This window comes from Blautia sp. OM07-19 (assembly GCF_003481595.1).
GTDB classification, from domain to species: Bacteria; Bacillota; Clostridia; order Lachnospirales; family Lachnospiraceae; genus Blautia_A; species Blautia_A intestinihominis.
Window position 1 is genome coordinate 65,048 of the sequence record NZ_QULA01000001.1, and the last position, 23,008, is coordinate 88,055.

A 23,008-nucleotide genomic window follows, 5' to 3' on the forward strand; every position below is an offset into this window, starting at 1 on the left:
CGGGGATGTCCCTTTTTATCCACAGAGTTTCCTGTAAAAGTCGAAAAAATTCCCATTTTTTATGATAAAAAGGATTATCATTAGAACTTCACTATGGTATGATAGAAACAGAATTTGTGGATAAAGCCAAACCATACAGGAGAAGATAAAATGAAAAAGATAATAAAGAGTTTTCTGGTCGTTCTGATGGGATTCCTGATGAGCGTAAATGTTATGGCAGATGTACAGCAGGAGAAGCAAAATCCTGATTATACGACAGATTATTACATGATCGTAGAATCTAAAGCGGGAGGGATCGACATATATTCTCTGCCGGATCTGAGTTCTTCGAAGCTGAATGACAGTCAGATCCCGAACGGTACAGCCTTACATATCGAGGGCGAGACAGAGGATAAGGAGAATAACAGAACCTGGGGCTATACAGAATACCATGGCATGCATGGATACGTGCCGCTCGATGACTGTAAGCCGGCACAGTCCCGCAAGGAAGCAATAGATTCCGAACTGTATATCGCAGGAAGTGACAATGTGGATTACAATGCAGATTACGATGTCAAAGCTTACTCTGAGGACGGAAGTCAGAAACTCTATCAGGGTCCGGGAATCAAATACGGTGAAGTTCCAGGAGTTCGTGATATCCAGAATGGAGAGACTTTTCATATCACAGAGGATGCAGAACTTGTCGATGGAAGTCACTGGGGTGTTACAACGATCGACGACCAGGAAGGCTGGGTAGATCTTGAGAAGACAGAAGAATGGGCGAAGGAACATGGTACTTATGAGAACTCTGACGGGACAGAATTGCTGGATATGACACCGGTACCGGAAAATTCCGGCACAGCGGCAGCAATTTCCGAAAATACTGCCACACCATCGACAGCACCTTCAACGACAGAGAATCCACAGGTGACAGCAGTACCGTCCGTAACAGGAGCAGCAGATTCAGTTACACCAACGGAAGCACAGGAAGTGACTGATATACCAGAGGCAACCGACACACCGGTACCGACAGAGACATCAGCACCGACGGAAACTCCGGAGCCAACAAATACACCGGCATCGACAGAGAGCCCAGAGTCAACCGATGCACCAGATCCAGAGACCACCGGACAGCCAGAGAAGGACGATGTTCAGACTTCAGGCCAGACTGTAACCACCAGCAAATCTTCCAAAAGCCAGAATCCCCTCCTCTGGATTGCTGGAATTGCGGTACTTGCAGCAGTCGGAGTTATAATTTATCATTTCATGAAACGAAACTGAAAATTTATCCAGGTATAATGGCAGGCACTCAATCAGAAACTTTCTGGTTGGATACTTTTTATGTAAAAATTTATCGTAAATTTTTACAAATGTGAAAAATCGGGATTGTGAAAGTTGTCGAAAATAAAAAAATCTGTCATTAAATTTACGAAAATAAAAAAATACGATAAAATGATAAAAAGAACATCAGGAGGGGTGAAAATGAAGAAAAAAATAATAGGGATTTTGCTGGCAGTTACATTGACTGTATCACAGGCAGGAATTGTTGTTTATGCAGAAGATGTAACCTGGGAAGATGAATTTACGCAGATGGATGAAGCGGATGAATCAGAAACTCCTGAAGCGGATGTGGCCTGGGATGGAGAATCAGAAATCTCAGAAACCGAAGATGATGAAGAACAGGTGGAAGTGACCGAAGAGGACACAGAAGCGGGCGTGGAGGAAACAAATACAGAAACCGAAGAATCACCTGTCAGTGAAGAAGAAAGCTTATTTTCAGATGGCGTAGGAGAACTTTTTTCTTCCGGGGACACAATCGTATACGATGCAGACGAAATGGAACCGTTCAAAAGCAGAACCTTAAAAGAGGTTGCTGATGAATATGCAAAGGCAAGATATGCCGGAGCAACTTATTCAAATTCAGACAGTTCCACATGGTATCAGGAACCGTGCTCTACTTCCGCGCCATATGCGGCAGGAGTGCTGACCCAGGATACACATACAGCGATGACAGCAATGACAAATTTCTATCGCTGGCTGTCAGGTCTGAATTCACTGAAGAATAGTTCCACACATTCGGATTCTCTTCAGGTGCAGGCTCTCGTTCGTAATTTTGAATTCAGCCATTGGGTGAGTGATTCCAGCAAGCCGGCTGATATGAGTGACGAGATGTGGAATGCAGGCGCTCCGTGCAGACATAACATTCTTGCGAGAGGATATACTCCTCAGGGAGCTATCACAGGCTGGATGAACGAGGGATATTCTCTCAGATCCCAGTCATGGGATACAACAGGACACAGATATGCATTGATCGAAGCTTCTCTGTCAGATGTTCAGTACGGATTCTCCGGAGGCATTGCAATCGGAGCAGATGTAGCATCTGGAAATACTTCAGACCTGCCGTTCAGTGCGTTTCCGGCACCAGGATATATGCCGTCCCGGCTGGTGTCACCGTCTTCAAGTGCCTGGTCCGTACGAATAAATAAAAACACACTGAAAATTGCGGATTCCACGAAAGTAACCGCAGTGATCACAAACCTTAACACCGGAAATTCCTATGAATGCACGAAGGAGAACGGGAAACTGAGAGTATCAGGAGTCGAGATCGACATGGTACAGCCTTCTGATTATTCTGGTTCCAGATATACAGACGGCTATCGGGTGCAGATTACGGGACTTCAGGATGCAGCAACAGGTTCAGAGGCACAGATCAGTTATACAACCAGATTTGCGGACATCACAGAGGAAATGCCATCTTATGTGACGAGTGTGACGGCAGATGCCAGAGAATATGTTATTTATAAGACGATGGATAACATAGAAAGCATCAAAAAAGTTGCAGCAATTCTGCCGAAACAGGTATGGGCAACAGCAGAATCCGGAAAGAAGATCAGAGTATCTGTAAAAGGAGAATGGGAAATAAATGAAGCAGATAAATGCTTTGTAAACTCTGCAGATCCATCCGGACTTCCGGAAAACATAACCGACAAAAATCATCTGCTGGATGAAGTTAAGGTTCCGTACAAAATCTCGGATGATTACTATGATTCCTATAATACGCTGTATATTTCTCCGCAGAAGGTCAAGGAGGGAGAAAACATCGAACTGGGGGTATACAGAACCAATATTTCTACAGACACCAGCCAGATCTATAAACTTACCGCAAAAGAAGACGGAACCTATTCCGCAGTAAAGAAATACGATTCCTCAGAATCACCGGAATTTGACAAGGAAGCATCGGATGCGTCGGTATATTCTGCAACACACATATATAAGAAATCGGGTGTGACGCTGGACGATGCAGGAGAATATATTTCTGTGTACTACAGTTCCTCAAGTCAGAGCAGAATTTACGTCTGCAGAGCCACAAAGACCCTTGAGGTTGAACATACACACACCTGGGATGAAGGAAAGATCACAAAAGAAGCAACCTGCACCCGGAAAGGAGAAAAAACCTACACCTGCAGTGCATGCGGAGCAACAAAAACAGAAGAAATCCCACTGTCAGAGCATAAAGAAGTCAAGGACGCAGCTGTAGAGTCAACCTGTACAAAAGCAGGAAAGACAGAAGGAAGCCATTGCTCCGTATGTGGAAAGATCCTCAAAGAACAGAAAGAGACCCCACTCAAAGACCACACCTGGGATGAAGGAAAGATCACAACAGCAAGCACCTGTACAAAGAAAGGTACAAAAACATTTACCTGTACGGTATGCGGAAAAACCAGGAACCAGGAAGTATCGGTTGTGGCACATAAATTTACAACATGGAAAACGACAACAGCGGCTACTGCCCTGGCACCGGCAAAACAGACCCACAAATGCAGCACCTGTGGCAAAACAGAGACAAGAAATTACGGAAATAAACTGAAACCATCCATAAAAGTAAACATAAGCAGCATCCTCCTGAAAACCAGCCAGAAAACAACACTTCTGAGAGTTTCAGGACTTGCAAAAGGAGATTCCATCGTATCCTGGAAATCCAGCAATACGAATATTGCAAAAGTTTACGGAAGAAGCAACGGAACCTGCACGATCCAGGCAGGAACCAGAAGTGGAAAGGCCATAATAACCATAGCACTGAGAAGCGGACTGAAGAAGAATATCACTGTGACAGTACAGAAAACAACTGTAAAAACCACGAAGATCACAGGCGTTGCCACTTCTCTGAAACTAAAAAGAAATCAAAAAGCAACACTCAAACCGGTCCTTCAGCCACTGACCAGCGGAGAAAAAATCACTTATAAATCCAGTAATACCAAAATAGCCATTGTAAACAGTAAAGGACAGATCACTGCCAGAAGTAAAGGCACAGCAACAATCACCGTTACATCCGGCAGAAAATCTGTCAGATGTAAAGTAATAGTTAATTAATCAAATAAAAAATAAAGAAAGACCTGAGTTCTGTTCAGCAGTGGAACTCAGGTCTTTCTTTCTCTTATACGGGAAAACAAATAAAATTTTCAATTTTGTTGCTACAAATGCGAAAATCTGTAGCCTTGACGCATTGCTGAATGGAAATCAATGTGCTATTATAGTGTATAAATGGGATTATCATGTAGAAAGAAGGGGAGGTGTCCATAATTTCCAATGTTATGGAACAGGTAAATAAATCAGACAAAAAACAGCTCAAAGGCAAATTAAGAACAGGCACAGTTGCGCTGCTTATCGCATTGCTTGCAGCCGCATCAGCAACATATGCCTGGTATATATATAATACCAGCCGCCATACAACAAAAGTCCGTATGGCAGCAGGCGCAGGCGTAAACCTGCAGATCAGCAATTCATATAATGGCACCTATGGTTCAGCCGCAGTCCTGGACAGCTTTTCCGGACAGCTGAATCCGGTTTCTACCAACAGAATCAGCGGCGGTTTCCAGAAAGTACTTGGCTTTACCAATGGAACCGAGAACCAGTCCAATCTGGTGGCAAATCTGTTTGGAAAGGGTGCATATACTGATTATTACAAGACAAGCCTTTTTCTTAAAAGCAACGGGGAGTCAACCGATATTTATATTGCGGATATCGGCTTTGAGGATAGCGATGAGAAGAATCCGATTTCTTCCGCGATCCGTGCAGGTTTTGTAGTACACAAAGCAGGCAGGAACCAGCCGACAGAAGCAGAATATATTTTTGCAATCAGCGATAAGAAAAACCCCGAGGCAGAATACAATACAGCAACAGGTAAGGAAGGAGATGTACTGGACTGCACCAAAACAGACGGAACAACCGTCTCCTTTACGCCATATACCTCAGCGGCTTATTGTACATATGACAAAAATACAGGAACTGTCAGTCTGAAGTCAGGCTCACTGAAATTATGTACAACAACCGGAAAGAATGGTTCCGCAGGAGATCCGGTACAGATCGATCTCTATATCTGGCTGGAAGGCTGTGACGAGGACTGTACCAGAAATCTTTGCAGCCAGACACTTAAGAACCTTTCTGTGTCTTTTGCAGGAGTCGTAAAAGAATCCTGAAAATAAGGAGGCAAGGCTTTGAATACAGAAGTTGATCAGTTAAAAAAATCATTTTCAAAAGCTGTGCTGTGGATTCTGCTTCTTCTGGCAGCAGCAACCGGTACTACATATGCCTGGTTTACACTTACAGGAATCAATTCCACCAATGTTACTCCAATGGCAGGAACTGTGAGTAAGGGTGATACCGTTTTACTGATATCGACAAGTGAGAGCGGTCCTTTTGACAAGACCTGCGATCTGGTTCTGAATGGAAATCCGGATTCACTGAAACCACTTTCAACAGAAAATCTGGAACATTTTTACAGATCGACTGCTCAGAACAAGAATGGAATTGCAGTACTTTACAGCAATGCAGACAGCAGAGTAGATCAGGATGCAGTGCATGGAACGGTTTATCTGCAATGCCAGAATGCACCATGTAAGGTATATTTTGACAGAGAGAAACTGAGCCTTGGAAGCGATGCGCAGGCACTGGCAGCAATGAGACTTGGAATGAAAATCACATCACATGAGGGAACCAGTACCTTTATCTGGAGACTGGATGAAATGGGCAGCACATCAGGTGCACAGTCTGTACTGACTGTTCCACGAAGCTCAACAGTTGTTTCCTCTGTTTCTGATAATGGACAGGCTTCTTATGCAGATGACCCGGCACAGGACATCACAGCCTATATGGCAGAGAATGGCGAGGCCGAAAATGAATACAAAGATGGAAGCCAGATTCTGGTGCAGTTAAATGCAGATGAAGTGGCTTCCGTAGAATACTGGCTGTATCTGGAGGGCTGTGATGAACAGTGTTCCAACCCGGTACAGAACAGAGATTCTGAGATACAGCTTGCTTTTGCAGGTGTTGATCTGGAAGAAAGTGAGAAGGGAGAACAGCCATGAAGCGTAGTTTCAGGACATGGTTCCTGACAGTAACAATCATTTTAATTTTGTTTGTAGTGGTATTTTTCACTTATGCATGGTTTACTTCCAACAGGGCAGTTTCGACCAACACTGTAACAGCAAGAACCGATGAAGAAAATCTGGAACTGCAGCTCAGCAGCACAGGAGGCAGCAGTTTTCGGGATTCACAGCCGGCATCCATTACGCAGGTCAATAAGACTGATGCAGAGTATCTGATTCCGGTTTCGACAAATGACCTTCAGAACTTTGTTTATTCACCGTTTACAGATTCCGGAATGGCATCTTCTTTCGAAAGAGTCCAGAATGAAGAATATTATTACCACGGACGGGTTTATATCCGTGCGGTTGGCGAAGGAATGGACGATGGAAGTACGATGAAGCTGTATCTGGACCAGAGCGATGGCATTCTGGGACAGAAAGTATCCGGTCAGATGCTGAATGCGGCAAGACTTGGGCTTGTATTTGACGAGAATTATTCTTCAGAAGTGATTTTTAAGTTGAGTGAAAGTCAGAATGCATCAGGTCAGCAGACATACAATACAGTCATTAACGGGCAGACACTTGGGAACAATCAGGTACTGTCATACACAAACGGGACAGTACGGGCGGCTTCCGACCCGTCTGTATTGGCAGATGGATATACCATCAGTTTTTCAGACGATTCTGTAGATGTTCCGCAGAATGCGCTTCTGACAATGCAGCTTAACAAAATATATACCGTAGATATTTATTTTTATCTGGAAGGCTGCGACCCGGACTGTTCCAACAGTATACAGTACAGTACGGTAGACCTGCAGCTTGGATTTTATGGCGTGCTTAGCCAGGAAGGGGCATGAGCATGAACAAAAAAGAAAACAACAAAACAGTCCGAAGCAGGCTGTATACATCAGTTTTGCTGGTTCTGCTGGCGCTGGTCGCAGTTACAGCAGCCACGGTAGCCTGGTTTTCCATTGCGGACAGGGCAAAAGTAAAGACCATGAGTTTGGATATCGTGACAGATGCCGATCTGAGAATGGATCTTGATCCGCACAGCACGATCGACCAGTATGTAAAGACTCTTTCGTTTGAGCAGATCGCGGCAAGGATCCAGCAGGAAAAGGGATTTTCCATGGAAACAACCCCGCTGGAACCGGTGACAACAACCGATTATGAGACTTTTACCTATGAGAATGGCACAACAGTCGAAAACACCAGCGGAGCATATCTTGAATTTACGCTTCATTTTATGGCAGCCAAGGATATGGTCGTCCACCTTACAAGTGCCAACAGCAGCTCCGGTGCAGAGGATGGAACGCTGGTCATGTCAGAGAATGCAGCACTGCCGGAATCCATGCGAATTGCTTTTTCCGCAGACGGAACGATATGGAATTACGATCCGGGCATGGGAAGCGCAAGCAGCACAGAAAGTACAGCAAAGACATTCGGGCTTCCGGAAGCTTCCACAATGCACATAAACGAAGACAATGCCATGTTTTCTCTGAAAGAAGGAGTGGACAAAGCAGTAACAGTCCATATCTGGATGGAAGGAACTGATGAGGCGTGTACAGATGAACTGAGAGGATCTGATTATTCAATCCGGCTGAGATTTACCGGGGATAAAACAGATGATCAAAATAAATAAAATAACCAGGGAGAAGAAACTATGAAAGCATTAAAGAAAACGGGAACAATTGTGATCAGCGTATTGCTGTGGCTGGTAATACTGGTAGCCGCGCTGTATGCCTTCACAACAATAGCAACAAGAGACAATCAGAATGTATCAAGCCTTCTGGGGTATACCCCGCTTGTCGTAAAATCAGATTCCATGGCACCGACATTCAGTGCAGGAGACCTGATCTTTATCAAAAAATGTGACACATCCACCCTCAAAGAAGGCGATATCATCTGTTTCCATACGATCATTGATAACGAATATGCACTGAATACCCACCGTATCCAGAAAATCGATACAGTTGGAGACGCAAGAAGCTATACAACACTCGGTGATAACAACAATGGTATAGCAGATACACATATCATTTCCGATGGTGATATTGTAGGTAAATATGTCGGAGATCTGCCAAAGGCAGGAAAAGTCATGGATTTCCTTTCCAGCAGCATGGGATTTTTGATCGTGATCGTACTTCCGATGCTTTTGTTCTTTATCTATCAGGTTTACAATCTGATCATGATCGCTATCCGCCTCAAAAAAGCAGTTGCAGTAGAGACTGCCAGAGAAACAGCAATCGCACAGGAAGAGGCCGCACAGAAAGCAGCAGCACAGAGACCGGAACCTTCTGAAGCTCAGAATGAGGCAGAAGCAGCCAAAGCAGCACTGGAAGAAGCAAGAAAAATGCGTGAAGAAGCAGAAGCGATCCGTGCCAAAGCAGAAAAAGAACTTGCAGATGCCAGAAAACAGCAGGGTCAGAGCGATTCCGGCGATGACCAGACCAAAGAGGAGGGTACAGAGTCTTGAGCGAATTCCTGAAGTTTGCATTTGAGGTTCTTTCACAGGTCGTTTACAACATCGTAACCTGGCTGGTGGCTTTTGCCAAAGTGTTCGTTACCGGCTGGTTTGAATATTTTGTGATTTTCAAAACTTACTTCCCGACGCTGAGCATTGTAGGCAAAGTTCTTTCGGTTCTGCTAATGATCCTTCTTGCGGCAATTCCGATCGTGATCATTCTGCTTCTGATCCGCAGGGCGATTCTGAATTACCAGTTAAAGGCTGACAAATCAGACAATGCGGCATTGTACAGAGAAATCGGAAGACTGAACAAGCAGGTGCTGGATCTGATGGAAGAGAAGAACAGCATCCTTGCCCTCAAGGTAAATGCCATGGGAGGCACAGAGAGAATTCCATATATGGGAGCTTCTGCACTGACTGATGATGTGATTCCAAGTGTTGGAAACGTTACTGATCCAGGCAAGGCTGTACAGGGAGCGGCAGCAAAAGCAGGAGCTGCTGCGATCATCTCGGGAACTGACGATCCGAAGAAAGCACCTGTTGTACGTGCAGTAGTTTCTTCTGACCCGGGAGAAACCGTAGAACACCGTTTCCCGAAACTTACACTTGTCGATCAGAAATATGCAGCTTTCCAGTATCCGCAGTATAACAATGATATCACACTGGAAGAATTCGTAGAGGGCTACAGACTTTTTGCCGCAAGCCAGATGAAACTGTATTATACACCTGAGATCATCCGGCGATTTGTTGCAGGTATGGCAGCAAGTAAGCTTCTGATCCTCGAAGGTATTTCCGGTACCGGTAAAACAAGTCTTCCATATTCCTTCAGCCGATATATGGAAAACCCGGCAACGATCGTATCTGTACAGCCGTCCTATCGTGACCGTACAGAGATCCTTGGTTATTTTAACGAATTTTCAAAGAGATTTAATGAGACAGAATTTCTCCGTGCACTGTATGAGGCAAATTATCGTCCGGACCCGACTCTGATCGTACTCGACGAGATGAACCTTGCACGTATCGAGTATTATTTTGCAGAGATGCTTTCCGTACTGGAAATGCCGAACGAGGATGAGTGGGTACTTGACCTTGTGCCGACGGCATGGGAGGGAGATCCTGTCAAAATGGAAGGCGGCAAGATCCATGTAAGCACCGCTACCTGGTTTGTCGGAACCGCGAACAACGATGACTCCACCTTTACGATCACGGATAAGGTTTATGACCGTGCTATGCCGATTGAGCTGAATGAAAGAGCAGATGCTTTTGAATGTGAACTTCAGCCTCGCTGCGATATCACAGCAGAGCATCTTCAGTACCTGTTCCAGAAAGCAAAAACAGAACATCCGATCAGCGAGGAATCCCTGGAGAAGCTGCAGAAGATGGACAATTACCTGGTTACCAGGTTCAAGCTTTCTTTCGGAAACCGTATTATGAAGCAGATGTACGACTTTATCCCGGTCTATGTTGCCTGCGGTGGCACAGAACTTGGCGGTATGGACTACATCATTGCACGTAAAGTACTCAAGAAATTTGAAAGTATGAACGTTACCTTTGTAAGAGATGAGATCACAGGTCTGATCAACTACATTGACAAAACATTTGGAAAAGCAGAGATGGAAGACAGCAAGTCATATCTGAGAAGAATCCAGAATTTGTATTAATCGCAGTAAGGGGATAAAACGATGGCAGAAACAACAATCAGTGATTTATATGAGAAATATACGAATCAGGTTGGCGAGGCTCTTGAGGATGACCGGTACTTCCAATATCTGTTTGAGATGGTTCAGGCAGGTGACAATACCCTCGAGCAGAAAAAAAGGATTCTCCACAAAGTGATCGATGAGCAATGGCTCACCGTAGTAGAGGAAGGAATCGAAGCTATTTTTAACATTGTGGATAAACCACGTCGTTTTATTGCCACCTCAGAAGAAGTAGTACCGGTGGCACTTGCCAAGAAGATTACGGCTGACAGTGTGCGGCACTTAAGCCAGCATACGCAGTTCATCACAGAAAATGCAGCAGGAGAGATCCAGCCGACCAGGATCCTCAATGTCACGACCGAAGAAAGCTATGATCTGTATGAAAACCGTTTCGTATACCATCTGATTCAGCGGCTTTTTGCATTCGTTGACAAACGAACGGATGTAATCTTCTGGTCAACAGGAGACGAAACCTGCAACGTCATGAGCATGGAGAGTAAGATCGATGATGCTTACGAAGAAATTTCCTATAGGGTAGAAATGACGATCAAAAACCGCCAGAGCTATGTCGAAAACGACACCGACCATATGGACCTCTTCAAAAGGATCGACCGTGTACGAAGACTGTCAAGGACTTTGCGGACAAGTTCTTTCTGCGATATCATGAACGGCTGTGCCAAGGTGCGAAGCCCGATCCAGAGAACCAACCTTATGATGAAAGATCCGGATTACCGCACCTGTTACAGACTCTGGCAGTTCATTGAAAGCTATGACGAAGTAGGATATACCATTGAGGAGCAGGATTCTGCGTTACAGTTCGATGAAGAATATCTCCTGCAGATGTACATCAACTTTATCACAAATTACACCGTATTCAAGAGTCTTCTGGAATCTGACCAGAGAAATGTGACAGAGCTTGCCAAAGAGAAGCGGGAACCTGTTAAGCCGAAATTTGTCAAAGAGATCAAGGAACAGATCGTAGAGGACAGAAACATTCCGGATGTTGAGATCCGACAGGTGTTTGTAGAGGAAGTCACACAGGCGCAGCTGGATGCAGAGGCGAAACTGGAAGAAGAAACGAATCGAAGAGAAGAACTGGAACGTTCCCTCTCAGAACTGGAATTTCAGATGGACTCCCTGAACCAGCAGATGGAATTCCTGGAGCAGACCAGAATGCAGATGGAGCAGGAGCGGGCAGAACTGGAAGAACAACTCCACAACGAACAGAAAGTCCGCCAGGAAACAGAAGCTGCGATGGCAGCAGTAGATATTGAGGCGAAAAATTCAATAGAGATTGCGCAGGCAGAGGCAAAGCGTTCTGTCGAGAATCTCCAGACGATACTTGACACTGTGCGAAAAGAGAAAGAACGGGAGCTGACAGCAGCACTGGATCGTGCAGAAAAAGCAGAAAAGGATGCAAAAAACTCCCGCAAAGAAAAAGAAAAGAAACAGAAAGCTGCATCAGAAGAAATCGACAGGATCCGAAAAGAAGCAGCAGACGCGGCAGCGAGATCAAAGAAAGAATCACGGGCAGCCGTTGCCGCAGCACAGCGCGAGGCAGCCAAAGCGATCGAAGAAGCCAGACGCAAGCAGGAAGAAGCCGAGGCAGCGATGCAGAAAGCCCTGCAAAAAGCAAAGTCTGCCAGCCTTTCCCATTATATTGTAAAGCGTTTACAGGAACGCCGTGACCGCAAAAACACAGACGAGGATGACAGCAACTCATGATAAAGAAATTTTTCCTGACATTGATAAATATTATTTCCGTAATGATCATTGCGGCGGCAGTCGTGGTTCTGTGCCTGGTAGTCTTTACAAAACAGGGGGAGGCTCCGAATCTTGGAGGGTATACGGTCTTTCGTATCACGACAGGAAGTATGCGGCCTTCTTATGATACAGACACCCTGATCCTTGTAAAGAAAACCGATCCGTCACAGATCCAGGTCGGAGATGTTATTTCCTTTTATTCCGCAGACCCGGCGCTGGATGGTGCTGTAAATACGCACAGAGTCATAGCAATAGAGGAGGATGGAACGGAATGGAAATACACAACACAGGGAGATGCGAACAATATCCCTGACCAGTACGGAACCGATTCCGAGGCTCTGATCGGAAAGGTAGTCGCGTCGTCCCTGGCACTTGGAAAACTCGCACGTCTGGTAGCGAATCCGCTTGTTTTCATACCAGTGATCCTCATACCACTCGCAGTGATCCTCATCAGTAATCTGGTTCGGACTATCAGACTGGCAGGTAAGATTGCCAAAGATGAGGAAGAGGCAGCGGTCAGAGAAGCAATCCGTGAGATCCAGGAAAAAAGACAGAAAGAAAAAGAAAATTCTTCAGATAAAGAACAATAAAACAGGATTTATTAGGAGGAAAATAACATGGCAGGAAGTATACAACTGAAGAAAGGTACCAAAATGCAGCTTGCATTTGACGTACCGGTAGGGCAGGAGCCTCAGTTCAATATGCTCTGCACATTTAACAAAGCATTAGATGAATCAGCATTTCTGGTGTCTGCACCTATGGTGGACGGCAAGAGGCTTGTGCCGGATGAAAGCCAGAAATTATTGTTTAAATATACCGAAGGAGAGGAAAGCAACATTCTTGCCGGATACGTGGATGATGTTGTAAAAGAAGGAATCCGACATTATCTCAAAGTCAGACGTGTGGCAGAACAGAGACAGTTCATCAAACGTATGGATGTCCGTATGAAAGTTGAGCTTCCGATTACCTATATGCAGGATACCTGGGAACTGAATTCCGAGGGAGAAGTGGATAAGGAAAAAGGACAGACCATGGATATCTCCAACAACGGTCTTGCGGTATACATGAACCGTTGGTTTGAAGTAGGAGAGTCCTGTATCTTCACCCTTCCAAGACTTGGAACGGCAGCCGAAGGACAGCCTGCCAGAGAAGTCGTGGGAGTCATCTGCTGGACGAGGGAAATGCCGAAAGGCAGCCCGTTCCGCTTCGTAGCAGGTATCCAGTTAAGATTTGCAGACCGGCAGGAATGTCAGGATATGCAGGATTACGTGGCATATGTAAAGAAAAGGTATAAACTGTGAAAAAGAAAACCGAAAAAAAGATAAAAAAGCTCGAAAACAAGGCAGAAAAAAAGAACAAACGACATTTTTTCAAAAAGAAAAAATCAAAGACGGACCAGATCATCCGAATTGAGGAACTGGAAGCCCTGATGGAGCAGGAGGGCGGAGATGTCGATCCGGAAAAGATCGTCAGTATGTACCGGCCTCACAGGAAACGGCGCCAGATCGGTGCGGCTCTGCTCCGACTGGATAAACTGAGCCTTGCGCTGCTTGCAATGCTTGTTACAGTCGGCGTTTTGTTTGCTGCCGCATTTATGCAGGAAAAAATGGGTAACTTCACGATTAACCTTGACCGTCTGGAAATGTACAGAAGAGGTATCAGCATTGCTGACAATGGTGATTTCAAGGGTGCAACTGCGAGACTTACCGCAGCCATGGTCAAAGATGCCACGAATATTTCGATCGAAGATCTTCCAGATGACCTGGACGATCATGAAGGTGCACACAATGGTAAAAACTATATGGCATATACATATTTTGTCAGAAATGCAGGAAAGATCGACCTGAGTTATAAGGCCAGGATCACTCTGGATTCCTGTTCCAAGGGAGCCGAGAACGCTGTCCGTATCGCAGTATGGCGAAACGGAGACAAAATGATCTATGCAGAACCGGCAAAAGATGGAAAACCTGAGAAAGACTGCACAAATTTCTTGTCAGACGATGTCGTATGCGAGTATAAGGAAGATAGCTTCCTTGTAGGAAATGTTGATAAATATACCATTGTCATCTGGATGGAGGGTGATGATTCGGAATGTGTAGACTCTATTATCGGAGGCAGTGTGGAGATGAGCATGCACATCGACACAGACTTCGACGATGACACCAGTCTTCTGTCGAAGTTTATACAGGATATCAAAGATACCCTTAACGGAGACAAGCCGATCAATGCAGCCGGTAATGAAGCTCCAAATGACAGCTATTACACAGATAAGGAAGTTACCTGGAAGACCAGAAGAAATAAATAAAAACGTTATAACCGGCGCCACAACCACCGATTATATATATTACAGAGGGAATTCCCGTGGCAGGGAAGCGATTTTGTAGTTAGCTGAAAGCCTCACCGGAAACGGTAGAGGGAAACTCTCCTAACCGGGCCCGGTGGGAGTTTGATCTAAATACAAAAAAGAATTCTAACTGCAGGAAATTCCCAAAACTGTACGAAGGAGAGAATGACATGAACGAAACAAAAAACAACAGCGTAAAAGCGCTGAAAAAACAGATGGCAGCAGCTGTTGCCATGGTATGCGTTGCCGCTGTAGCGCTCGGATCAAGTACATATGCTTGGTTTGTAAGTAACAATACGGTTAAAGGTACAACCACAAATATCAGTGCACAGTCAAATGCACCATTCCTGAAAATTGACAGTGTCACTGTAACAGCTGCTTCAGGAACAACAAAAACATTAACTGAGCCTGCCGGAGAAACTAAATTATATCCGTCACAGGTTGTTGGTACAATAACTGGTGGAACAGAGGCAAAATTTGAATCTGCATATGCTTCTGCTAAAAATGCATCCACTGAATTAGCTAGCTCACGTTTTACAGTCGGAACAGACGGAAAAGCTTCAGAAGCTGTTAGTGGTAAATACGCAATTCAGCAGACTTTCTACATCGGAACAAGTGATGATAAGGCTGGTTCCTTCAAAGATTTAAAAGTTTCTGCTGTTCAGATTAATGCAACTCAGGGTTCTAAATTGGAGGATGCTATGCGTGTTCTGGTTGTAGGCGAAGATGGTTGGGTTGTATGGCAGAAAGGTAACAATGAAACAGCAGGTTGGGTTAAAACATATACTAGCACTGATGTTGATCCACAGACCATAAGCGGACAGGGTGTTGCCAAGAATAACTCTGATAGTGTAATTGATTCAGCAATTGCAGCAAAAACATCCGGAAAAGTTGATGTTTTTGTATATTATGATGGTGCTGACGATGATGTTTACACAGATCAGCTTGCTGACTTAACAGGTTGTGGCGTAACAATCACATTTACAGCTACTCCGGTTAATACAGATAATAAAGATGTCAATACCAACAACGATGTAACAGGCGCATAATACATAATTTGCGTTAATTATTAGATATGTCCCCACGGTTGTGGCGTGGGGGACATTTCAAAAAACAGAATCTTCTGGCTTCTGTTTTTTGAAATGTTTTATCTGTCAGGAGTGAGAATATGAAGAATATACAACAATTAAAAAGGGAATTGGCAGCAGCAGGTCTGTCTGTAGTAGTTACCGCGGTTGCATTATCATCAGCGACTTATGCCTGGTTTGTGACAAACAACAAAGTAGAGGGAACGACATCTACCATCAGTGCTACAACCAATGGATTTATTCTTCAGATTGGTGAATTGTCAAAAGGTGCACAGCATGGTGGAGAACAGAAATCTCTGGAAGCAACTTCCAAAGGAGCAACTTTAAGTCCGGCCTCTACGGATGATCTGAAAAATTGGTATGTGTGTCAGAGCTTCAATAATCAAGGTCTTGTCACCGACTATTCTGAGCCAGCTTTTGCAACAGGAGCAAATGCCATACCGGGCAATTATGATAAGGATTATTTTGCATTTATAAAAAGTGATTATATCGTTTATACGATTACAGAGACTGGTACGGCGGATGTATATCTGGATGCTAGCGATGGTGCTCCTGTCACAATTACAGCAAAGGGTGGGGACGGTTCCAAGACGGTTACAGATTCCATGCGTGTTGCGATCACTACGCAGGCAGTCGCGACAGACGGAAAAACTCCTGTTGGAGAAGAAACGCTCCGTATCGTGTACGCAAAAGATAATGAAACAGGCGAAGGTAATGACAGCACTGCCAAGGCCGGATGGACAAGTATTCAGAAGGTAAACGGAAAGCCGAAACTTGATACAGTTACATATCCATATGTTTACACCGGATATTATACCGATCAAAGGATAACTGGTGCAAAAAACTGGGCTGCAACAAAGGATGGCGAGAACTTTACGATTCCGACCAATTCAGAAGCAATTGCAACAAATGTAGGATATGATGGAATTGCCGTTCATGTGTATATCTGGATGGAAGGAACAGACGCTGATTGTGTCAACGGAAAATCTGTTGAAGATGATCCGTCTACTTATGATGTGACAGTAAAATTTGCCGGAGTTGCAAGCGGAAATTAAATATGTTCTTTTAGAAAGGCCATGGCACAAGCCATGACCTTTCTTTTACCCCAACATCCCCATATTGTCTACTATCCCCAATCTCCTCCACGCATTTTCGGTACATCTGATGAATTGCTATTTCCCCGACTTCTGGTATAGTCATGTAACTGAAAAGAGAACTTCAGAAGGGAGAAATGCAATATGCGAAAGAAGCAGGATATCATGTGGGAGCAAAGTACACTATGGGAATCGGCGGAGAAATGGGTGACTAAGTATCTGAAAAAGAATCACCCAGAATATCGTGAACTCCAGGTGAAAGCAATGAAAATTGTGGACGAAAATCCAGCACTGCGGACACTGATAAATTGTATGGAAAGTATAGCGCTAATGCCGGAAGATCACAAAGCCTTACATAAATTAAAAAATGCCCATAGATTGTTCCTTTTTTTTGCACATAAACCGGACGTGCATCCAAATAAGACTTTGTAATGCGGAAGGATTCTTCAATCTTCCATAAACAATGGTAGGTTTGGTAGACTTGAAGTGGTTCCATATCCAGTTCAGAGGTGACCATGAGGCTGTATCCGGCATAATTCAGGTCCTCGTTGATTTTTTCTTTATCAATCTCTACCACAGGTTTTATCTTTTCCCCGTCCTTATCTTTGCTGATGATCTTCACGCATTTCGTGGAATCCCCTAATTCCTCTCTTGTCATGGCTTTGTGAGTAGCATAGTTGGAGGCTTTGTCTGCCATTTTCCGAATCTCGTTTTTGGCTTTCTTGCCAACGCAGGATTTATGGGGGAGGGGAAGTGCGCTTTCTTTGCGCATGATTTCAGTCATTTATACACAACAGGTACAAAAAGGGAGATGCGAAAAAACTCAATCGAGTTTTTTTACATCCCCTTTTTTTGAAAAAAATAAACTCAAAATGAGAGCCTATGGTATAATAAGAAATGATTCGGCAGTTATCGCATTTTTGATCAATGCAGCCTGTATCGTAATGTATGAGCAGGTTCAGGAGAATGCCAATGTCGAGATCTATGCAAGAATGGCCTATATGGATACGATGACCGGTCTTGGAAACAGAACGGTCAGTGTTACAGAATCGGCGGTGATGAGTTCGTGATTATTCTGAAAAACAAGACAGCCGAAGAAACGGAAGAAATCATAAGGCAAGTCAGAGCGGAGATTGAATTTGCCGATGAACAAAGTGACATTCCTATCTCTGTTGCAATGGGATACGCCTGGACAGATGCAGAGAAAAAGAATCTGCCGGAGCTGATCCATTGTGCTGACGAGAAGATGTATAAAGACAAAAAGAGGATAAAAGAAAATACATCTTCGGCATAAATGATAGGTTGGAAATGATAGAAATGTGCAATATATGATTACGAGGTGACGTATGAAATTACTGGTGACCGGAAATATCGGATATATTACAACAGAATTTATCGAGGAGGCTTTCCCTGAGTGTCAGATCCTTCTTCTTGGAGAGATTGAACAAAAGTCAAATCGCAATAAGAGCTTATCGGTATACCCGATGCCGAAGACGGAGGAAGAATTCAAAGACATTTTCAAGACGTATGAATTTGAGGGAGTGATTTATTTTTCTAATTATCTTACATTTCATGGGACGATGGAGGGTGAGATTGAGACTTTACGCAAGCTATTACATTACTATAAGGGGAATCTGAATTCCAGGCTTCTGTATATTACAGGACCGGATAGTTTATATAAAGATACAACAGGAAAGACGCTGATGGTCCGCTCGGCAGAAGAGTTCTGCAGGCAATACGGCGATCTGCATCAGATCGCTGTCAAGATCCTGCGTGTGCCGTATCTTTATTCCGGTACTTATGAGGAGGATTATTTTTTCAAGCTGTTCTCAACTGTGATCAATAAGAAGCAGATTACATTTGAAGAAGCACCGGCACAGGAGATGCATTTTCTTGCTTTGAGTGATCTTGGGGATTTATTATACAAGATTTTTGATAACTGGGGAGAGGGGAGCGCCTGTCTTCAGGTTCCGCAGGTATTTCATTTTACTTTTCAACAGTTCGGGGAGAGACTGGCACAGATGTTTCCGGCTGCAAACATTACCTATTTGTCAGATGTGCTGATCCAGGATGGGATATCTGATGACCACGTTCTGAGAAATGAATACGGCTGGTTTCCGAAGATTTCCCTTTTGGAGGATCTCACAGAAATTTATGAGGATTATTGTGAGAAAACGAACCATAAGACACGGAAGATCGATGTAGTAAAAACTTTTTTGAAAGCACATGATAAAATCGTGAGAATCGCGGAATTGCTGCTCACATTTTTTGTTTTTGAAGCACTGAACCGGGTGGCGGGAAATCAGGTGCAGTTTCAGATGATCGATCTGAGACTTGTTTACATCGTGCTGTTCAGCAGTCTGTACGGCATTAATTACGGGCTTGCTGCAGCGGGGCTGGAAACACTTTCATTGCTGGCAGCATATACGAAAACCGGGATCGGCTGGACGACACTTTTCTACGAACCTTCGAACTGGATTCCGTTTATCTTCTATTTTGCAGTCGGCGCGATCTGTGGTTACATCCGACTGAAAAACAGAGATAATATTCAATTCATGAAAGAGGAGAATAAACTGATCCTGGATAAATTCCTGTTTATGAGAGAAATGTATCAGGAGACGCTTTCTGATAAACGGCAGTACAAGAAGCAGATTCTGGGAAGCCGTGACAGCTTTGGTAAGATTTTTGATATTACGAAAAAACTGGATATCATTCTTCCGCAGGAGCTTTTTATTGAAACTCTGCATGTGATGGAATCAGTTCTTGAGAATCATACATTTGCGATTTATTCAGTTGGAAAGAATCAGAGCTATGGACGTCTTGAGATCGCATCCCAGGGAATGACAGATGTGTTGAAAAAATCCATTTGTCTGGATGATTATCTGGAAGCGAAAGAGACGATTGTATCCGGAAAGGTGTGGGTAAACCGGAATTTCCTGGACGGCTATCCGATGTATATGAACGGGATTCACAAGGATGGAGAGCTTGTGATGCTGATTTTCATTCAGGAAGTGGGAAATGAACAGCTTTCCCTCTATTATCTGAATCTGTTCCAGATTCTCTGCGGTCTGGTAGAAACAGCACTTTTGCGCGCACTGGAATATCAGGAGGCAATCAAGAACAGGCAGTACGTGCAGGGTACACGTATATTGAAGCAGGAGTATTTTGAAGAACGGCTGTATTCCTTCCATTCTATGAGGGAGGAGAATCGGGCATCCTATGTGCTTTTGAAGCTGGAGTATCCGAAGATGACACTGGAAGAGGCAGACACAGCGCTACAGGCTTCGGTCCGTGAAAATGATGTCAGGGGGATTTCTGAAAAAGGAGAGCTCTTCCTCATTCTTTCACAGACGGACAGAAGTTCCTTGCCGATCATTCTTGCAAGACTGGAAAATGACGGCTTCGTCTGTCATGAGATCAATACCGTGGAGAATGCAAATACAGGAGAAAAATTATGATTCAGACAGTGCTTGGAGTATTCCTGATCCTGTTACATATTGTCTGCTGTGTGCTGGTCTGGCTGGGGATAAAGACACATCTGCTGAAGGTGAAAAAATATCTGATGGCACTTGTGATCTTCGTTCCTTTCTGGGGAACAGTGTGCGTGCTGCTTTTGCATTTGCAAATGCTGACCAGAAGAGACAATAGGATAGAACCGGGAGTGGAAAAGCTTCGTGTAAATGAAGAGATTTATAAAAATATTTTTCAGGCAGTTTCGGATACGGACAAAAAGATCGTTCCGTTAGAGGAAGCACTTTTGATTAACGAACCGAGAGTGCGCCGTGAACTGATCATGGATGTGTTAAATGATGATCCGGAAGAATATATGGATCTTCTGAAACAGGCCCGCATGAATGAAGATGTAGAGGTTGTCCATTATGCGATCACAGCCATGGTTGAACTTTCCAAGGAATATGATTTTCGTTTGCAGAAGATGGAGAAGCTGTATGCGGCATCACCGGACGATCCGGAGATCCTGGAGCAGTACTGTGATTTTATGGAAGAGTATCTGAATCAGGGGATTCTGGAAGCCCAGATGGAGAGAGAACAGAGGGAACGTTATATCCGTCTTTTAAGACAAAAGCTGAAGGTGAAAACGACGCTCTCCACATGTGTGCGTCTGTTCCAAAATCTGATGAAAACAGGAGATTATGTTCAGGCGAAAGAGATTCTAGGGCTGATGGATCAGAAATGGCATCGGAAAGAGGAGTTCTGGATTTTGAAGATCCGGTATCTGGCAGAACGAAAAAAGGGAGCGGAGTTGCAGCAGTGTTTAAGACAGATGAAAGAGGAGCAGATCTATCTGTCGTCTAAGAGTAAGGAGGTATTGGCTTTTTGGCTGGATTAAAATCATTGAAAACATTTCCGTTTAAAAGTATGTTGGTGATCCTGGGTGTATTTCTGATGATCGCGGTCGTCCTTTTTGCTGAACGAAGTGGAATTCAATATACTGAAAAAGACAGAAAAGTCGCATATCTCAGTCAGGAAGAAGTGGTTACGGAACAGATGGCTGCGAAATCACTGCCGAAGACCTGTCTGGTACTTCGTAACAGTGAAGATGAGGCGAGTGTGGCTGCATGGGAGCAGTTTCAACAAATTTTTAAAGATATGAAGGTGGGAACAGATGTGGTAGACCTGCAGAGTGCATCCTCTATTCCAGATTATCATGCTTATGAAACGGTTGTTGTATTACTGAGTGATGTAAGTCCGTTGAAAGAGAATCTTATGGAACTGTGTGATTGGGTGTCAGAGGGTGGGAATGTACTTTTTGCCCTGACACTTCAGAAAACAGCGTATTCATCAGTGATTGAGCAGAAGCTTGGAATCATTTCTTCCGGATATGACAATACACTTGTAGACAGTATTTATTTTGAACCGGAATTTATGCTTGGCGGGGGACAGGCTTATACGATCACAGATCCGTATGATGCTGCCTGGGCGGTCGAGTTGAGCGAAAAAGCACAGGTATATGCGAGAATCAGAGATGAAAAGGGAGCGCCGCTGATCTGGGAAAACCAATATGGAAAAGGGAAGTTTGTAGTAGACAACTTTGGACTGTATGAGAAAGCGGTGCGTGGATTCTATGCGGCTTCCTACAGTCTCCTTACTGATGTGGGGGTTTATCCGGTGATCAATGGATCAGCATTTTATCTGGATGACTTTCCATCACCGGTTCCGGAGGGAGATGCTACTTATGTGAAGCGGGACTATGGAATGAGCATTAGTGATTTCTATATGGATGTGTGGTGGCCGGATATGCAGGAGCTTGCATCCGATCACAACATTCGCTATACCGGTGTGATTATTGAAAATTATGAGGATGCGACGGATGGAACGATTAAGAAACAGAAGGATACCAGACGTTTTCAGTATTTTGGAAATATGCTGCTTCATCAAGGTGGAGAACTCGGGTATCATGGATACAATCATCAGCCGTTGAGTCTTTCAAATGTGGATTATGGTGACGTGCTTCCGTATGATACATGGAAAAATGAGGCGGCCATGAAAAAGGCTGTAAAAGAATTGATCCATTTTGGAGAGGATACATTTCCCAGTGTATCAATGTCAGTCTATGTACCGCCGTCCAATGTATTGTCAGCAGAAGGAAGAGAGATGCTCGCGAAAGATTTCCCGGAGATCCGGACGATCGCCAGTAATTATTTCACCGGTGAGTTTGCGTATGTGCAGGAATTTGAAGTTGCAAAGGATGGGATTGTAGAACAGCCGCGTATCATCTCCGGTGCAATTATCGATGATTATATGAAGATGGCGGCACTGTCGGAATTAAATATGCATTTTGTGAACAGTCATTTTATTCATCCGGATGATCTTCTGGACGAAGACCGCGGTGCAGCGCTTGGCTGGGAAAAGATGAAGAGCAACCTCGCTGAATATATGGACTGGCTGGTGGATTCGGCACCGTCCTTGAGACAACTCACCGGTTCGGAACTATCCGGTGCGATTCAGCGTTATGGAGCGGTTACATTTACAAAGACAGTGACAGAGCAGTCTATAGAATTGAAGCTTAAAAACTTCTATGATGAAGCATATTTTATGGTGAGGATCAATGAAGGAACACCGGGTGAAGTTTCGGGAGGAAAACTTACACATCTGACAGGAAATCTCTATCTGCTTCAGGCAAAGGAACCAACAGTAACTATCGAGAAATTAGAAGATTGAAATACAAAGCGGTAACACGCGACAGAT

General features: G+C 44.2%; 19 protein-coding genes and 1 pseudogene. 19 read left to right on the top strand and 1 reads right to left on the bottom strand.

Annotated features, from left to right (window positions below):
• The first annotated feature begins 150 nt into the window (after window positions 1–150).
• The 14 genes from DXC01_RS00280 to DXC01_RS00345 all read left to right on the top strand — a co-directional run bounded on the left by DXC01_RS00280 (window position 151) and on the right by DXC01_RS00345 (window position 16,762).
• Window positions 151–1,260: a hypothetical protein gene (locus tag DXC01_RS00280; protein WP_118697968.1), complete on the top strand. Its 1,110-nt coding sequence runs from the start codon at window positions 151–153 to the stop codon at window positions 1,258–1,260.
• A 201-nt stretch (window positions 1,261–1,461) separates the two neighbouring features.
• A complete protein-coding gene (locus tag DXC01_RS00285; RefSeq protein WP_158583599.1) occupies window positions 1,462–4,350 on the top strand; it encodes an Ig-like domain-containing protein in 2,889 nt (962 codons plus the stop codon).
• Between the two features lie 200 nt (window positions 4,351–4,550).
• Window positions 4,551–5,456, top strand: a complete 906-nt coding sequence (locus tag DXC01_RS00290; RefSeq protein WP_147399618.1) for a hypothetical protein — start codon at window positions 4,551–4,553, stop codon at window positions 5,454–5,456.
• 18 nt (window positions 5,457–5,474) lie between these two features.
• Window positions 5,475–6,344: a hypothetical protein gene (locus tag DXC01_RS00295; RefSeq protein ID WP_118697971.1), complete on the top strand. Its 870-nt coding sequence runs from the start codon at window positions 5,475–5,477 to the stop codon at window positions 6,342–6,344.
• On the top strand, window positions 6,341–7,201 hold the full coding sequence (locus DXC01_RS00300) for a hypothetical protein (protein ID WP_118697972.1): 861 nt from the start codon (window positions 6,341–6,343) through the stop codon (window positions 7,199–7,201). The genes DXC01_RS00295 and DXC01_RS00300 overlap by 4 nt, the downstream gene beginning before the upstream one ends.
• 2 nt (window positions 7,202–7,203) lie before the next feature.
• Window positions 7,204–7,986: a hypothetical protein gene (locus DXC01_RS00305; protein ID WP_118697973.1), complete on the top strand. Its 783-nt coding sequence runs from the start codon at window positions 7,204–7,206 to the stop codon at window positions 7,984–7,986.
• Between the two features lie 21 nt (window positions 7,987–8,007).
• Window positions 8,008–8,820, top strand: a complete 813-nt coding sequence (locus DXC01_RS00310) for a signal peptidase I (RefSeq protein WP_118697974.1) — start codon at window positions 8,008–8,010, stop codon at window positions 8,818–8,820.
• Window positions 8,817–10,472, top strand: coding sequence for a hypothetical protein (locus DXC01_RS00315; protein ID WP_118252014.1), 1,656 nt, complete (start codon window positions 8,817–8,819; stop codon window positions 10,470–10,472). Before DXC01_RS00310 ends, DXC01_RS00315 begins: the two co-directional genes overlap by 4 nt.
• 21 nt (window positions 10,473–10,493) lie before the next feature.
• A complete protein-coding gene (locus tag DXC01_RS00320; protein WP_118697975.1) occupies window positions 10,494–12,236 on the top strand; it encodes a DUF2357 domain-containing protein in 1,743 nt (580 codons plus the stop codon).
• Window positions 12,233–12,865, top strand: a complete 633-nt coding sequence (locus DXC01_RS00325; RefSeq protein ID WP_118697976.1) for a signal peptidase I — start codon at window positions 12,233–12,235, stop codon at window positions 12,863–12,865. The genes DXC01_RS00320 and DXC01_RS00325 overlap by 4 nt, the downstream gene beginning before the upstream one ends.
• 27 nt (window positions 12,866–12,892) lie before the next feature.
• The gene (locus DXC01_RS00330; RefSeq protein ID WP_118697977.1) at window positions 12,893–13,576 is read left to right on the top strand and encodes a PilZ domain-containing protein; all 684 of its coding nucleotides are present in this window, start codon (window positions 12,893–12,895) and stop codon (window positions 13,574–13,576) included.
• Window positions 13,573–14,580 carry a hypothetical protein gene (locus DXC01_RS00335; protein ID WP_118697978.1) on the top strand — a complete coding sequence of 336 codons (1,008 nt, stop codon included), beginning with the start codon at window positions 13,573–13,575 and terminating at the stop codon, window positions 14,578–14,580. Before DXC01_RS00330 ends, DXC01_RS00335 begins: the two co-directional genes overlap by 4 nt.
• A gap of 209 nt (window positions 14,581–14,789) precedes the next feature.
• Window positions 14,790–15,668, top strand: a complete 879-nt coding sequence (locus DXC01_RS00340; RefSeq protein ID WP_118697979.1) for a hypothetical protein — start codon at window positions 14,790–14,792, stop codon at window positions 15,666–15,668.
• 119 nt (window positions 15,669–15,787) lie between these two features.
• On the top strand, window positions 15,788–16,762 hold the full coding sequence (locus DXC01_RS00345) for a hypothetical protein (protein ID WP_118697980.1): 975 nt from the start codon (window positions 15,788–15,790) through the stop codon (window positions 16,760–16,762).
• 390 nt (window positions 16,763–17,152) lie between these two features.
• On the opposite strand, the pseudogene DXC01_RS00350 reads toward DXC01_RS00345, so the two are convergent.
• Window positions 17,153–17,525: pseudogene (locus DXC01_RS00350) on the bottom strand (IS1634 family transposase); the annotation flags it as partial.
• A 148-nt stretch (window positions 17,526–17,673) separates the two neighbouring features.
• Here DXC01_RS00350 and DXC01_RS00355 point away from each other — a divergent pair.
• The 5 genes from DXC01_RS00355 to DXC01_RS00375 are packed head-to-tail and all read left to right on the top strand — an operon-like array spanning window position 17,674 to window position 22,981.
• Window positions 17,674–17,871, top strand: a complete 198-nt coding sequence (locus DXC01_RS00355; protein WP_147399619.1) for a hypothetical protein — start codon at window positions 17,674–17,676, stop codon at window positions 17,869–17,871.
• Complete coding sequence (locus DXC01_RS00360; RefSeq protein ID WP_158583600.1) at window positions 17,868–18,095, top strand: GGDEF domain-containing protein; 228 nt, start codon at window positions 17,868–17,870, stop codon at window positions 18,093–18,095. The genes DXC01_RS00355 and DXC01_RS00360 overlap by 4 nt, the downstream gene beginning before the upstream one ends.
• A gap of 52 nt (window positions 18,096–18,147) precedes the next feature.
• Window positions 18,148–20,259, top strand: coding sequence for an NAD(P)-dependent oxidoreductase (locus DXC01_RS00365; RefSeq protein WP_118697983.1), 2,112 nt, complete (start codon window positions 18,148–18,150; stop codon window positions 20,257–20,259).
• Window positions 20,256–21,149 carry a hypothetical protein gene (locus DXC01_RS00370; RefSeq protein ID WP_118697984.1) on the top strand — a complete coding sequence of 298 codons (894 nt, stop codon included), beginning with the start codon at window positions 20,256–20,258 and terminating at the stop codon, window positions 21,147–21,149. Before DXC01_RS00365 ends, DXC01_RS00370 begins: the two co-directional genes overlap by 4 nt.
• Window positions 21,137–22,981 carry a DUF2194 domain-containing protein gene (locus tag DXC01_RS00375; RefSeq protein ID WP_243002338.1) on the top strand — a complete coding sequence of 615 codons (1,845 nt, stop codon included), beginning with the start codon at window positions 21,137–21,139 and terminating at the stop codon, window positions 22,979–22,981. The genes DXC01_RS00370 and DXC01_RS00375 overlap by 13 nt, the downstream gene beginning before the upstream one ends.
• Window positions 22,982–23,008 lie beyond the last annotated feature (27 nt).